Origin of the sequence: Terriglobus roseus, assembly GCF_900102185.1 — a bacterium.
GTDB lineage: Bacteria > Acidobacteriota > Terriglobia > Terriglobales > Acidobacteriaceae > Terriglobus > Terriglobus roseus_A.
The window spans coordinates 4,300,593-4,315,798 of record NZ_LT629690.1; the positions used below are offsets into that span (position 1 = coordinate 4,300,593).

General features: G+C 57.7%; 9 protein-coding genes. 5 read left to right on the plus strand and 4 right to left on the minus strand.

Annotated elements, in window-relative coordinates:
• Window positions 1-21: 21 nt before the first annotated feature.
• The gene (locus tag BLT38_RS18015) at window positions 22-648 is read left to right on the plus strand and encodes an FMN-dependent NADH-azoreductase (RefSeq protein WP_083346423.1); all 627 of its coding nucleotides are present in this window, start codon (window positions 22-24) and stop codon (window positions 646-648) included.
• Between the two features lie 49 nt (window positions 649-697).
• Here BLT38_RS18015 and BLT38_RS18020 read toward each other — a convergent pair whose 3' ends face one another.
• Window positions 698-1,612: a hypothetical protein gene (locus tag BLT38_RS18020; protein ID WP_156785200.1), complete on the minus strand. Its 915-nt coding sequence runs from the start codon at window positions 1,610-1,612 to the stop codon at window positions 698-700.
• 110 nt (window positions 1,613-1,722) lie between these two features.
• Here BLT38_RS18020 and htpG point away from each other — a divergent pair, with 110 nt between their 5' ends.
• The 3 genes from htpG (at window position 1,723) to BLT38_RS18035 (ending at window position 6,242) form a co-directional block, all read left to right on the plus strand.
• Complete coding sequence (gene htpG / locus BLT38_RS18025) at window positions 1,723-3,612, plus strand: molecular chaperone HtpG (RefSeq protein WP_083346425.1); 1,890 nt, start codon at window positions 1,723-1,725, stop codon at window positions 3,610-3,612.
• A 149-nt stretch (window positions 3,613-3,761) separates the two neighbouring features.
• Window positions 3,762-5,648, plus strand: coding sequence for an alpha-L-arabinofuranosidase C-terminal domain-containing protein (locus BLT38_RS18030; RefSeq protein WP_083346426.1), 1,887 nt, complete (start codon window positions 3,762-3,764; stop codon window positions 5,646-5,648).
• A gap of 126 nt (window positions 5,649-5,774) precedes the next feature.
• Window positions 5,775-6,242 carry a GreA/GreB family elongation factor gene (locus BLT38_RS18035; protein ID WP_083346427.1) on the plus strand — a complete coding sequence of 156 codons (468 nt, stop codon included), beginning with the start codon at window positions 5,775-5,777 and terminating at the stop codon, window positions 6,240-6,242.
• A gap of 68 nt (window positions 6,243-6,310) precedes the next feature.
• On the opposite strand, the gene BLT38_RS18040 is transcribed toward BLT38_RS18035, so the two are convergent.
• The 3 genes from BLT38_RS18040 to BLT38_RS18050 all read right to left on the minus strand — a co-directional run bounded on the left by BLT38_RS18040 (window position 6,311) and on the right by BLT38_RS18050 (window position 12,866).
• Complete coding sequence (locus BLT38_RS18040) at window positions 6,311-9,100, minus strand: hypothetical protein (RefSeq protein ID WP_156785201.1); 2,790 nt, start codon at window positions 9,098-9,100, stop codon at window positions 6,311-6,313.
• A 206-nt stretch (window positions 9,101-9,306) separates the two neighbouring features.
• Window positions 9,307-11,448, minus strand: a complete 2,142-nt coding sequence (locus BLT38_RS18045) for a M28 family peptidase (RefSeq protein WP_083346429.1) — start codon at window positions 11,446-11,448, stop codon at window positions 9,307-9,309.
• Between the two features lie 65 nt (window positions 11,449-11,513).
• Window positions 11,514-12,866: a dipeptidase gene (locus BLT38_RS18050; protein ID WP_083347182.1), complete on the minus strand. Its 1,353-nt coding sequence runs from the start codon at window positions 12,864-12,866 to the stop codon at window positions 11,514-11,516.
• 294 nt (window positions 12,867-13,160) lie between these two features.
• Between BLT38_RS18050 and BLT38_RS18055 the strand changes: the two genes are divergently transcribed.
• On the plus strand, window positions 13,161-14,678 hold the full coding sequence (locus tag BLT38_RS18055) for a sialate O-acetylesterase (protein WP_083346430.1): 1,518 nt from the start codon (window positions 13,161-13,163) through the stop codon (window positions 14,676-14,678).
• The last annotated feature ends 528 nt before the right edge of the window (window positions 14,679-15,206 follow it).

A 15,206-nucleotide genomic window follows, 5' to 3' on the forward strand; every position in this document is an offset into this window, starting at 1 on the left:
CGTTTCGGAGATTTTTCGCACATGGCATCGCTATTGAAGATTGACGTCAGCCCACGCGGCGGCTACTCGTATTCGCGTCAGCTTGGACAAACATTTGTGGAAGGCTGGCAGGCAGCGCATGCGGGCGGCACCGTGGTGGAGCGCGATCTGGCGAAGAATCAGCCCACGTTTCTGGACCTGCCGTGGATTGCCGGCGCATTCACGCCGCCCGATCAGCACTCGGACGAGAGCAAGGCTGCGCTGAAGGTCTCGAATGAGATCATTGCCGAAGTGCAGGCTGCAGATCACATCCTGATCACCACGCCCATGTACAACTTCCAGATTCCTGCTGTTCTGAAGGCGTGGATTGATCACCTGGTGCGCGTTGGCGTTACGGTGAACTACACGGAGAGCGGTCCCGTGGGCACGCTGCTGGGCAAGAAGGTTACTGTCATTGTGGCCAGCGCGGGTGCATATCCCAAGGGCGAGCCCAGCGAAGCGTACGACCACCTGACGCCGTACCTGAAGCACATCCTGGGCTTCATCGGCCTGACCGATGTGACGTTCCTGGCGGCTGGCGGCGCATCTGGCATCCAGTACGGCAAGATCAGCGAAGAGGATTGGAAGAAGCCGTTTGTAGAAAAGGCAAAGGAACTGGCCAAGGCGTAATCCTTCATCCAAGAACGAAAAGCTAAGCGAGGAGATTGTTTGTCTTCGCTTAGCTTTTTTGTTGGTAGAGCGCTTTAACGGCGGAGAAGCGCCTCTGCACAGTCGGTGAGCTCATCGGCTCGATCGAAAGGATCGTTTGTTCCTGCGTACGCAAAGTGATGCGATACGGTTCGTGCAGCACTTGGGTAAGGTGATACAGGGCGACCAGTTCGGCTGAGTCGTCGTACCAGTTTTTACTGCCATACAAAGAAGCAAATGGTGAGGACTGAAGCGCCTTATAGGTGTCCTGGGCGTTGTCCATGCTGCCGGGCGTACCGGTGCGAAAACATGCCCCCTCTAGAAATGGCGACCGATAAGGAGGATTCACTGTGAGTGAGTCATTCCAGATGTCTGCTGCAAGAGATCGCGGTGTCGTATAAGCGGCTGTTGATTGAACAGGCGGGATGCCGTCCACCACGTGCATCGCCTCATGCAAAAGAACGTACAACACCGCATCCTGCGAGCCCGCCTCTATCGCGATCGTCTCCCCTGACGTGGATGCTCGATAGCAACCCTGTTCCTTGCGCGTGAAGAAGGCGGATACGGTTTCGTCGAGTACAGATGCGTGAATGACAATGTCGTAGATTGTTCCCGACGGCGTCGCCAATGGAATTGTCATTCCATTGGTGACACGCCCCTCTACAAAGCTGATGGACCGTACATGGGCGGCGAGGGCATTCGTTTCGAATGCTGGAAGTGCAGCCAATGCTTTGATGACCTTGTCACGCTCTGCAACAGACAAGGTATGGGGCTCCAAGTGCGCACGAATGGGCCGCAGTACAGAGGCAGGCGTCTCCACAATCCTCTGTTCTAAGGGGATGGTCGTATCGATTGTCGTGGATTCGTTCTGCGCATGTAGCCCGGAGCCAGTCAGGCAGCACGCGAGCAATATGCCCAGGAAGAAAGTCCTGCCCCGGATCCGCATGGTGGGAATCTTACAGGAGCCGACCGACCCCGCGAGAAGCCGCTAAAAACGATCGTCGTTTGTTGAACTCTTCATTCCTTCATTGAAGTTTGGCGATAATAGTCGGTGCCATGGCAAAACAGGAATTTCAGACAGAAGTATCGCAACTCCTTCAGCTCATCGTTCATTCGCTGTATTCGCACCCGGAGATCTTTCTCCGCGAACTGATTTCCAACTCGTCGGACGCGCTGGATAAGCTGCGCCACCTGAGCCTGACGGATGAGAAGTTCAAGGCGTTGGTGGGCAACGGCATTGATGCACCGCGCATTGATCTGGAGCTGGATGAAGCGAACAAGCTGCTGACGCTGTCCGACACGGGCGTTGGCATGAACCAGGAAGATTTGATTTCGCACCTGGGTACCATTGCGCGTTCGGGAACGAAGAACTTCCTCTCGCACCTTTCCGGCGATGCGCGTAAGGACTCCAACCTGATCGGTCAGTTCGGTGTGGGTTTCTACTCCGTGTTTATGGTCGCGGATAAGGTGGATGTCTACTCGCGCAAGGCGGGTGAAGAGAGCACGTGGAAGTGGACCAGTGATGGCAAGACGGGCTTTGATCTTGAGGAAGTCACGGGCGAGCATGCGCGCAGTGTGGCTGGAACGACCATCGTTATCCATCTGAATGAAGAGGGCGCGCAGTACGCCAATGGATATCGGCTGCAGGAGATTGTGAAGAAGTATTCCAATCACATCGCCTTCCCCATCTTCCTGACGTATGACAAGAGCGAATGGGACGCGGAGAAGAAGGAATCCATCAAGACGCGCACCACGGAGCAGGTGAATGCTGCGAGCGCGATGTGGCGTCGTTCCAAGTCAGAGCTGAAGGATGACGACTACAAGGAGATGTACAAATCGCTTACCGGCGATTGGGATGATCCGCTGTTCTGGTTCCACACACGCGCAGAAGGCACGCTGGAATACACCACGCTGTTTTACATTCCGTCGAAGGCGCCAATGGACCTGTATCAACAGGACTACAAGGGCGGCGTGAAGCTGTATGTGAAGCGCGTGTTCATCATGGACGACTCGAAGGATCTGCTGCCGCCGTATCTGCGTTTTGTGCGCGGCATCATTGATTCTGAAGATCTGCCGCTGAATGTGTCGCGCGAGATTCTGCAGCAGAACAAGGTGTTGACCAGCATCAAGACAGCCAGCGTGAAGAAGATCCTGTCGGAGTTGAAGACCATTGCAACGAACGACAAGGAGAAGTACGCGCAGTTCATCGCAGAGTACAACCGTCCGCTGAAGGAAGGCGTGTACGGCGATTACGCGAATCGTGACACGCTGCTGGACCTGGTGCGCTTCAAGTCGACGAAGGTAGAAGGCCTGACATCGCTTGCGGAAGCAAAAGAGCGCATGCAGCCTGAGCAGAAGGCGCTGTATTACATCACCGGTGGATCAGATAGCATGCTGCGCAACTCGCCGTTGTTGGAGATCTACAAGAAGAAGGGCATCGAAGTTCTGATTCTTGATGACGAGATTGATGAGATCGTCTTTTCCGCAGTGCCGCAGTACGGCGATGTGGAATTCAAGGCGGTGAATAAGTCGTCGACCTCAGAAGACCTAAAGGATGAAGCGACTCCGGAGAAGACGGAAGAACTGAAGCCGTTGCTGGAGAAGATCAAGGCCACGCTGGGCGATGCAGTGAAGGATGTGCGTGCGTCGTCGCGTTTGGCGGATAGTCCTTCGGTCATCGTCAGCGATGAGGACGAGCCTTCCGCGCGTATGCGACGCATGATGGAGGCAATGGGGCAGAAGGATCTGCCCGCGATGCAGCCCACGCTGGAGATCAATCCGGATCACGAGATCATTCGCAAGCTGCTGGCTGACCCAAGCAACAGCCGCGTGGACGATGCAGCGTGGTTGTTGTTCGATCAGGCTCTGCTGTTGGAGGGCGTGCCGTTGAAGGATCCCACAACGTTTGTGCAGCGATTGAATCGCGTGTTGAACCAGTCGATCTAGTGCCTGAGGGAGTGAGTATCAACTCACTCCCTTTCGCTTTTGCACGGTCGGCATACGCACTGAAGCTTGGCTCGTAATACCCAATAAATTTCGTGGCATGTAAAAAACAAATTCGTTTTGCGATAGCATCGTACCGCTCGGGGAAATCCATGCTCACAAGACTCTCTGCCATTGCCACTGCTGCTGTTCTTACTGCGTCCCTTGCGCACGCGCAGGCCACGCTAACCATTCAGGCCGATAAGCCGGCACATCCCGTCAGTCCCATGCTTTACGGCCTGATGACGGAGGAGATCAATTACTCCTACGACGGCGGCCTGTATGCGGAGATGGTGCGCAATCGCACGTTCCACCATGACTGGAGCGGCATGCAGCATTGGATCGTAGATAACGCAGGCGACTCCGCCGCGACGATCAAGATGGTGGCCGGTGATGGCCCGTCCGAAGCATTGCTGGACAGCATGCGTGTGGATATTACAACCGCGACGGATGCCGCGCCTGCCGGTGTGCGCAACGATGGATGGTGGGGCATGGCGTTGAAGCCCGACACCACCTACGAAGGCTCGTTCTATGCGCGTGGCGATCTAGGTTCTGTGACGGTCTCGCTGGTGAACAACACTACGGGCAGAGTCGTTGCAACCACCACCGTGGATGGCATCACTGGCGATTGGAAGCAGCACACGTTTTCATTGAAAACGGCAAGGATTGAGGCCAGTGCGAACAATCATCTGCTGCTGAGTTTCAAGAAACCGGGCAGCGTCATGTTTCAGCTCGTGTCGTTGTTTCCGCCAACCTATAAGAACCGCGCGAATGGCAACCGTACTGACCTGATGGAGATGATGGCGGGGATGCATCCGAAGTTCCTGCGTCTGCCGGGCGGCAACTACCTTGAAGGCGACACGGTGGAAGAGCGCTTTGATTGGAAGGCCACGCTAGGGCCGCTGGCGGATCGTCCGGGACATCGCAGTCCATGGAATTACCCGTCGACCGACGGCATGGGCCTGCTGGAGTTCCTGGAGTGGACTGAGGATCTGAACATTGAGCCGGTATTGGCGGTCTACGCGGGGTATTCGCTGAAGGGAACGCACATTGCCGCAGGCGCGCACATGCAGCCATTTGTGGATGACGCGCTGGACGAGATTGAGTTCACCATGGGCAGCGCCGATACCAAATGGGGCGCGGTGCGCGCGAAACTGGGGCATCCGCAGCCGTTTCCGCTGCATTACGTGGAGATCGGTAACGAGGATAATCTCGACCACTCCGGTAGTTATGAAGAGCGCTGGCCGCAGTTTGCGAAGGCGATCCACGACAAGTATCCGAATCTGAAACTGATCGCGACTGCGCCGGTGAAGCGTGGTCTGCAACCGGACCTCATTGACGATCACTATTACAAGCGCGCGGAAGAGTTTTACACCATGACCGATCATTACGATCATGTGCCGCGTACGGGACCGAAGATTTTTGTTGGCGAGTGGGCCACACGTGAAGGTTCGCCAACCACGGATCTTGGCGCTGCTCTTGCCGATGCTGCCTGGATGACAGGCATGGAGCGCAACAGCGACCTTATTGAAATGTCTGCGTATGCGCCGCTGTTTGTGAATGTGAATCCCGGCGGCATGCAGTGGGAGAGCGATCTCATTGGTTATGACGCGGCGAAGAGCTACGGTTCGCCCTCGTATTATGCGCAGAGCATGTTTGCGCAGTACCTGGGCACTGAGGTTTCGCAGACTCAGTTGACCGGCGGCGTGCACACGCGGTTCTTCACCTCGGTCACACGCGATCCTGCAAAGGGCGAGATTTACGTGAAGCTGGTGAACGGCTCAACGGATCCTCAGCCGCTGGATGTGAAGGTGGAGGGTGCTGCTGTCACCGGCCCCGCAGCGGTTATCACGCTGAAGGGCGACGCACGCACGGCCACTAACAGCATTGACGATCCCACACGCATCGTCCCGCAAACCTCGCGTCTGCGTACCTCGGCGGGCATTCACCATACGGTGCCACCGTTAAGTGTGCAGGTGCTGGTGCTTACGGCGAAGTAGCTGCCGGAAGCCAGCATATGTGTCCGGCTGGTAAAATCAAACCTTACGTCCGGAGCCTTTCTCGTTGCCGTATGGCGCGACCTGGCCGCGCTCCCAGATTCCTATTGCCTGATTGGAAGCATAGCTATGCTCGACATTACGAAGAAGCTCGAAGAAGAGATCAAACTCCTGGAACACGAGTTGACTACGGAACTGCCTGCAGAGATCAAGAAGGCAGTTGCGCTGGGTGACCTGAGCGAGAACGCCGAATATCACTCTGCCAAGCAGCGGCAGGAGTTTGTAAACGCTCGCCTGGGTCAGTTGAAAAAGCGTATGGGTGAACTGTCACTGGTGAACCTGACGAACATTCCCGCTGACCGCGTCGGTTTCGGCTCGACCATCGTTGTTTTCGACAACACCAAAGGCGAAGAGATTACCTATCGACTGGTGACCAGCGAAGAGAGCGACGTGACCAAGGGGCTGATCAGCACTACATCGCCAATTGGTAAAGCTCTCGTCGGCAAGAAGGTGGGTGATGAAACCACCGTCGTTACGCCGAATGGCAAGCGCGAGTTGGAGATTCTGAAGCTGACGACGATCCACGATGAAGCGTAGTCAAACTTCGTCTGACAACACAGAAACAGCCGCCTCACTGGCGGCTGTTTCTCTTTGGTGAACGTTTCTTATCGTGCGCAGGGAACGACTGCCGGGGTTCCGTCGATAATCTTTTCCCCGCTCTGCGCTAAAGCGGTTTGAACCCAATCGACCGCTATCTTGATGCAGGGAGTGACCCGGTTCTTCGCAGTATCTAAGTCGCTCACCTGGCTGGGTGTCAGCGACCAGGAGAGCGGTTGCGAAGCTCCTTGCGGCGCTTTCGTGCCATCGCCCTTGGCTTTCTTGTAATCCAGAACGATGTGTTCAAACGCCACGTGACGGCTTTCCAGCAGGTCCATCAACACTTCCAGTTCGCGGCGGTTTCTGCGTGTAACGGCGCTGTGTCCTGCCGACCAGAACGCGCCCAGTGGAGCCCCCAACTGGCTCATGGTGTCCCATGCAAACTGGGCCTTCGGTTTCTTCCCTGACGTGCTTTCCGACTCATCAACCGGAACGTTGGCATCTTCTTCCGGGCTGATGGTTGTGATGTCGCTGCCGTCGCGAATTTCAATCAACAGGACGGGCAGATTCATTGGCTTCTGTTTCTTCTCAGCAGTGACGGGTTTGGTTGCATTCTGTTGAGGCTCAGCCTTTGTGCTTTCCTCCGGCTTTGGAACGGTGCCCAGTGCAGACTGTCCGGCAAGCAGAAATTCGACCACCGTGGCGACACCATCGTTGTCGTAGTAACCGCCGTCCACAAAGTGCAGTGTGTCTTCATCCACCTTCATCTGGTCGCTGCGGGCGGCAGACGAAACATATGGGAATGTGGCGGAAAGCCGAGCTGCTGTCGTGATCCGAATATCGGGGAAGAAGCCTCTGTTCGGTCTGGCACCGTAGGCAGTGAGGAAGTCCTGCGCAGGCGCCACGCCGGAACTCAACGCGATGCTCGATGGCACATGGTAGTTCGACAGCAGAAAGCGTCCGCCTGTTTCCGCAGCGGTGGTGTTCATGGCGAACGCTGGAATGTGCTCTGCGGATGATTGTGCGCTCGGGTGTGACGATGCGTAGAGACCATCCGCGAACTCCGCTAGCGTTCGCTCTGTTTTGAACAGCGGTTGCCGATTGTTTGCATCCTGATTCTTCAGTAACGGATCACACCCCACCTCAAATAGATGGCGTCGCATGCTGGCTTCCAGAGCTGCGCTGCGGTCCCACTCGGGTGAAAATGCGCCCGAGGTGAAGGGAGCCATGAACGTGTCAAAGTCGCGATACTCCAATCCCCAGGCCACGCCTTCAAGACTGGAACAGGCTGATGCGGTCACCATTCGTTGCTTGGTGGTGTCCCATTGCTTAGGGTCAAACGGCGTTGGTGAGTAGTACTCGCTCAGGAAAGGCAGCAGCCCCGCACTGCCACCGGACACGGTGCTAAAGAGAGCCACGTGATCGTGGAAGTTGTAGTTGTTACCCGTCGCCGCCGCTTGTTTCTGAAAGGCGGCTTCGAGCTCCGTCAGCATCTCCGTGGTCCAGGCCGCTGCGTGAATGCCACCGCCAGTAGCGCTGATGAAAATGATGGGACAAGGAGTTCCTTGCGTCAGGCCAGCGCATTGATTCGCTGCAATGATCTCTTCCGGCGTGGCGATCTTCGGTGTGGTCTTGTGCGCAAAGACATTGAAGTAATGATCGCTGGCACCACGAAGACGAGTGTGAGCCATCCCAGGCAAGCTGTAGAGCGCGGCGGTAAGGGAGTGCGCAAGGAAGATAAGCGCACATGAAGCAAGGATCACCGGAATGTGGAAGCGATCCAGAAAAAATGCCAACGCACACACCAACAGCGCAATGAGAGAAAACATTACCAGTAGCGAACACAGCAATGGAAAGCTCTGTGCAGGCTTCAGTATGCCGAGATGCTCCGGTGCAAAATACGACATCAACAGCAGCAGAGCGCCAATGGCAAGCAACAGAAGCTCGCTTGCGATGAGGTACTTCGCCCACGGAATGGAAGGCGGCTTCAGCTTGAGAGCCTGTATGCCCAGATACGTGGCGACGATGAGGAACAGCGTCAACCCCAACGGATAACCGAAGCCTGAGGTGAAGGGAGAGGTCAGCGGAAAGAGTGCGCCGTAGACCAGCAGAAAGCCGACTGTGGCAATTGCGGCGAACTGGTGTCCGCTGTACAGCAGGCCGCGTTGGCTTGAATAGCCTGCACCCAATCCGGCAATGCGGGCCCATGTTCTCGACACGAATCTGGGCGGCTCCAGAACAGATGATCCGGTCTGCGAGGCCGAGCCCAGGAAGCGACGAGGCAGCAGGATGGTCCTCGCCGGAAAGCCTGTTCCGTCGTTCGCTGTCCAGTAGTACAGAATGTTGAGGCTTGCCCAGAAGATGAATCCGAGGACGCAGCCGATCAGGCTCATCGCAAGCGCACTCCACGCGGAATACAGAGCGTTCTCCTGCTGCGAGACGAATAGCAGGTATGCCAGAACGCAGATGCCGGGGACCTGATAAGCAAACAGAATCCAACCCGCAGAGCGATCCGTGCAGACTCCAAGCAAGTCCGTAAGCAGCGGAGGAGGCTCAACGCCGAAGCGATCTTCTCCGTTCAACACAACCAGGCGGCTGGTCACCAATGCGAGCGCGCCCGCCGAGATGAGAAAGAACACTTCTCCTATAAAGTCGTAGGCCTTGGCCGGAACGAAGAAGCCGCGCGTCAGGCTATTGAAGCCACTGAAGTGGTCCACAAGTGCCAATATCGGGGCGATGGCCAACAGCAGAATGCTGAAGCGCAGAAAGTACACATATTGAATGCCTGCGACCACGCGATCACCCAAAGAGCGCGGTGGTGGCGGCTGTGGTGGTGGTGGGACGGGTGCGTCGCTCATGAACACCTCGGTACGCATGGACACTACGCGGTGCACAGCAAGACTTCCGCAAGCGTCACAACAATGGCATGCGCAGGATTTGGTCTCCCTTGTACAGCAGGGCAAGATGCGCCGCAACCCTCAAAACATGAAATCGTGGGAAGTGTTGCCACATGAAAAAGCCCACCTGCTGTTGTGCAGGTGGGCTTTCTGTTGAGTGTTTAGGGTTACTTCTTCTTCTTGCCCTTTGCTGCAACCGGAGCTTCAGCAGGCTTCTGCGTCAGCTTAACCATTCCAGCCTTCTCGCGTGCGTGCAGCACTTCCATCAGATCTGCCAGCGGCAGCGGTGTGAATTCGCCAGAGAGGAAGTCGCGGATTTCCAGTGCGGTCATGTGCTTGGGCAACAGCAGCTGGAACTCTGCGTTCATCTCTGTCGGAAGCTGAGGACCGGTCGGCGGTCCACCACGACGTCCACCACCAGCACCGCCTCCGGGGCCACCCGGTCCACCGGCGCGAGCAACAGATTCCACCAGAATGCCGGCGGCTTCCTTCTCTTCTGCCGTTTGCACGGGCTCGCTCGGCGTAATGCCGCGCTGTGCAGCCTGAAGCGTGTACGCTGCCTTCACTTCAGCAAGTAGTTCCGTTGCACGCGCATCAATCAGCGGAGCAAAGGACGAGGTGCTCTTCTTGCCTGTGTCTGTGTTGGTCCACAGAACGCTGGCTGAATCCACAACACCCTTCTCTACCGCGGCCTGATGCAGGATGGCGATGCGTGCTTCCTTGTACGCCGTGTTCAACGAGGCAGCATCGGCAGCATCTGCAATGTAGCCAAGGCCCTTGGTGTGCGACTCACCCATACGGGCAAGACCACGACCCAGGTTCTCATTCAGGATGCGTGCAGCTTCTTCATCCGTGCCGGACGCTAGTGCTGCAAGCGAACCTGTTGCCACAGCGGCAGCACGCTTGTACTGCGTGGGGTCCTGCTTGTCTGGTGTGTCCTGCGACGAGTGGTACCACATGTCCGGCCAGGTAATGAACATGATGGCCGGGATACCGTGCTGCATGTACGTCACGTGATCGCTGGAGCCGTAGTGCTTGTCCACCTTGATGTAGAAGGCGTCCTGGCTGCCATTGGGCGATTCCACGGGCTGCGACGCGCCGTAGCCCGTACCGCGATAGCGCACGCGTTCACGCGACACTTCCGCGATGTACTCCAGCATGCTCTGGCCAATGTCGTTGATGTACGACGGGAAGGTATCTGGCGTGCGCTGCAGAATCCAGAGGCTCCGGCTCGCTGTCAGGCGCAGGGCTTCCATGTCAAAGTTCAGGTCGCCGATGATGACCTTCGCCTTTTCAGGATGCGCGTTGAACCATGCGTTGGTGCCGCTGATCTCCTGCACCCATTGGAAGTTGATGGTGCGCTTCGGCTTGGGCAGCTTGCCCTCAGCGATGAGCTTCAAGTACGCGCGACCCACTTCCAGCGTGAGTGCAACACCGGAGTTGTCGTCGTTCGCACCCTGCTTGATGTAGGCCTCAAACAAGTGGCCGCCGATCGCGACTTCCTGCGTGGTGCTGCCATCGCCAGGGATTTCTGCGTGGACCAGTTCCTGCTTGTTCGGCACCTGCTCACTCTTGGTGATGGAGCGGATGGTGACCTTCTGGCCGCGGTTCAACTGCGTTTCCAACTCACGCGCCACACGCGGCGACACGGCCCATGCAACAGTTCCGGGCTTGGCAACAACGGTGGTCCAGACCACTTCGTTGGGATAGTCAACAGCGCGATCACCCGCGCCAATGGCGCTGATGCCTACGACGCCGATAGCACCAGCATCGACAGCGCGGTTGTAAATCTGTGCAAGGCCGCTGGGAGCCAGCGACAGAACAAACTTGCCTTTGACGTCCTTGCCTTCAAAGTCCTTTGCGGTGCCCTGGCCCACGTCGACCAGGTCGGCGCTGATGTCGCCATTGGCATTGGTGGAAGCAAGCGTCTCTGGAATATCGTGAACGTCGTAAATCTTCACGCTCTTGGGCGAGGTCGTCCAAAGTTCGCCCACAGTGGGCTGATAAGTGGTGCCGCTGGGATAGTCCTCAATGGATACCTTGCTGAAACCGTATTCCTTCGCCATTTTGGCAACGGCTTCGGCTTCGCGGAAGTGTCCCTGATACTCCGACGGCGGACGCACAAACTGATACGGCACCTGCTCCATTACGTTGTGCATCGCGCGCTCGCCCGACACTTCGTTAATGATGGCCGTCATCTGCTCCTGCGTGAGCAGCGTGCGGTCTTCCTTTTCCTGCCCCATCAGGACTCCGGCATGGCAACCCACCAGGGCAATGCCAGCCACAGCCGCTATCCATTTCGTCTTCATGCTTCTCCTCTTGCTTTTTCTGTGGGGCATGGCATGAAGCCACACCCTTACAAAATCCATCACGCTTACTTCTGCGCCTTTTGCAACTGCTTGGCTACCTTATCGACCTCGCCCCATACACGCAGCAGGTTGCCGCTCCACAGCTTGCCAATCTGCTCTTCGCTGTAGCCACGGCGCACCAGTTCCAGCGTCACGTTGAACGACTGGTCGGTGCTGTTCCATCCGTCAATGCCGCCACCACCGTCGAAGTCCGATGCCAGACCCACATGGTCAATGCCGATCTTCTTCACGGCGTAGTCCACGTGGTCGATCAGGTCCTTCACGTTGGCGCGAGGCGCGGGCGGATACTTCGCATCAATCTCGGCTAGCTGCTTCGTGAAGTCGGCGCGCTTGTCTTCCGGCAGCATGTTTGCATAGGCGGCAAGGCCCCCACGGCGTCCACCCTTTGCCTCGGTTGCACTTTCCACTGGGCAAGGACGCGGAGCACCTTCACCTCGCGCACCTCGACGCGCCATCTCGCCAAAGAACTCCTTCTGAAGCTTGGTCAGCGCCTCGGTGCGTTCCGGCGAATCCGGCTTCAAGTAGCTGGCGAAGCCCACTACCTGGATCACGCCGCCGTTCTTCTTCAGCGCCTCCAACTGTTCGTCGTCCATGTCGCGGCTCACACTGGGGGCCAGCGCACGAACAGCCGAGTGCGATGCGATGACTGGAGCCTTCGACAGCTTGATGGCTTCCAGGTTCGCGCCCTTTGCCGGATGCGACAGGTCCACCATGATGCCGTACTTGTTCATCTCAGCGATAACCTTGCGGCCTTCATCGGACAGGCCATTGTTGTAGCTGTAGCCATCCTTCTCGCCGGTGTTGGAGTCTGCAAGCTGGCTGTTGCCGTTGTGTGCCAATGACATGTACCGCGCGCCGCGGTCATAAAACTCCTTCACGCGGGCCACTTCCAGGCCAATGGGGTAGCCATTCTCTACACCAATGACGGCAATCTTCTTGCCCTGCTTGTGCAGGCGGATCACGTCTTCCGGCGTAAGGGCCAGGCCAATCTTGTCAGGCGCAATCTTCTCCGTCAGGCGGTGGATCGCGTCGAACTTGGCAATGGCCTGCTTGTAAGCATCGTCATAGCCTTCGGGGGTCAGCGGCCCTTGTCCCACGTAGACGATCATGAACGACACGTCCATGCCACCGGCAATCATCTTGGGGATGTTTACCTGCGTGGTCAGCGGCATGCTGTAGTTACACTCCGCCGTGAAGTTTGAGGGCTCGATGTCGTTATGCGTGTCGAGTGTGATCACGTGGTCATGGATCTTGTGCGCTTTGGCAATCAGGGCGGCGTCGCTGTTGGATTGCGCCAGGCTGGCCTGTGGTGTGATCAGTAGAGCCGCACTCAGGGAAAGAGCTATCAGGTGTCTCAAGCGAACCTCCAGCAAACGTGGATGAAACAACAAACAGACTGAAGCGGAATTCCCTCAAAGACGGGGAAAGCCAGTGGAAATTGTGCGAGGTAGCGCCAATTGTAACCCGGCTTTTACGGGCTTAGAACGCTAAACGCAGCCAAATTTGCAGATAGAGAAGAAGACGTAACAACAGGTTCGTAAGACTCGCGCTTTGATCTTCGGAAACGCTTGCGGGAACCTTGTTACACTCCTCCTGCCTTGTGCCACGGGCACTCCGCTGTCACCAAATCTCAGTTTTTAGGAGCAATCCTGATGCGTCGTCTGCTGCTTTCCGCTTCGCTTGTGTTGTGCAGCCTTCCCATGGCCGCGGAGGTTCGCCTGCCGCACCTGTTTTCTGACCACGCAGTGCTGCAACGCGACCGTCCGGTGCGGGTGTGGGGATGGGCGCGGCCCGGAGAGACTGTTTCCGTCAGTTTCCATCAACAGAAGCTGAGCATTATGGCGAATAGCTATGGTCAGTGGGAGACGTGGCTCAAGCCGGAGTCTGCGGGTGGCCCGTACACGCTGACCGTTACTGGCGATGCCACGGCCTCGCCCATCACGCGCAATGACCTGCTGGTGGGTGACGTCTGGATTGCCAGCGGCCAGTCGAACATGGAAATGCCGCTGAAGGGATTCAACCCGGATACCCAGATCAAGGATCACGAGAAGGAGATTGCAGCGGCGAATCATCCGAAGATTCGCCTGCTCTTCCAGCACAAGCGCCCGGCTGCGGTGCCGCTGTCCGACACGGACGATACATGGACCGTTTGCACCCCCGAGACTGCGGCTGGCTTTTCGGCCGTGGCCTATTTCTTCGGACGCGATCTGCAGGAGCACGAAAAGGGCGTTCCCATTGGCCTTATCGATACAAGCTGGGGCGGCACGCCTGCCATGACGTGGATGAGCGCGGGCGGCGCAGGCTTCCTGGGCCAGGGTAGCCTGTTCACCAACGGCGCGGGTATGGTCGCGGATCAGGGCGCGACAGACGAGATCAAGGCCAACCTGGCCGCGCAGGACGACGCGGATAAAGCAGCCGGAAGAACGCCGGTGCCGCACGCGAAGTTCACCGATCGCAACAGTTCATGGAACCCGGCCGCTCTGTACAACGGCATGCTGGCCCCGTACACGAAGTACGCCATCCGCGGTGCCATCTGGTATCAGGGCGAAGCGGACCAGAGCATGCCGTACGCGCCGTATTACGGACGCATCTTCGGCGGCATGATTCAGGATTGGCGGCACCAGTGGGCGCAGGGTGACTTCCCGTTCCTGTTCGTGCAGCTTTCCAGCTACGGCACAAACACGGTGGACGGATGGAGCACAGTGCGTGATGCGCAGCGCAAGACGCTGTCGCTGGTGAACACGGGCATGGCCGTCACGCTGGATGTGGGGCATCCCACCAACATCCATCCGGGCGACAAGCAGGCCGTGGGCGCGCGATTGGCTGCTGCCGCATTGAGCATCAGCTACGGCGCAAAGGCCGAGGGGTTCTCGCCCATGTTTGAGCAGGCCACCACGGAACCCAACGGCATGCGCGCCTGGTTCACCCATGCCGAAGGCCTCGCACCGAAGGCCGGAGCGGTCGGCGGATTTGAAATTGCTGGTGCCGACCACAAGTTTGCTCCTGCAGAAGCGCGCGTGGAGAAAATTGGCGACCACGTAACGGTGGTGGCGACCTCCTCCACCGTGAAGGAGCCAAAATACATCCGCTACGGCTGGGCCGCCGTGGTCACGGACTATCTGTACAACAGCGCAGGTCTGCCCATGGGCACGTTTACGTCCGAGCCATAGGGCAAACGGCGTAAACTTAACAAATGCTCAAGTTTGGTTGTGCGGCGATGTCGGATGGGGATTTCCTGCGTGCGTTTCAGGACCGCGACATCGCCACCAGCCAGTTTCATCACGGCGACCACCTACGCCTAGCCTGGCTGCTGCTGGAGCGCCTGCCGTTTGACGATGCTCTGGACAGCGTCCGCAAGGGGCTGCAGAACTTCGCACTGCGCACCGGCAATGCCGCGCATTACAACGAGACTGTGACGCAGGCCTGGATGCGTCTTCTGGCCGCGCAGGAAGCAAAGACCTTTGCCGAAGCCATGGCGAGTTATCCCGAAGACGAAAGCAATCCGCTGCATGCCTTTTGGCTGCCGGACACGCTGAAGTCCGAGGCGGCGCGGACGGGCTGGGTGCCGCCGGACGTAGCCCCGTTGCCACCCATGAGCGGCCGCTGGAAGCTTCGCGCAACGGCCCCACGCACCCGCAGATCGACGCCTCTACCAGTGGATTCGCTACCGGAATCCCCGTCTTCACAGACACTTCCAC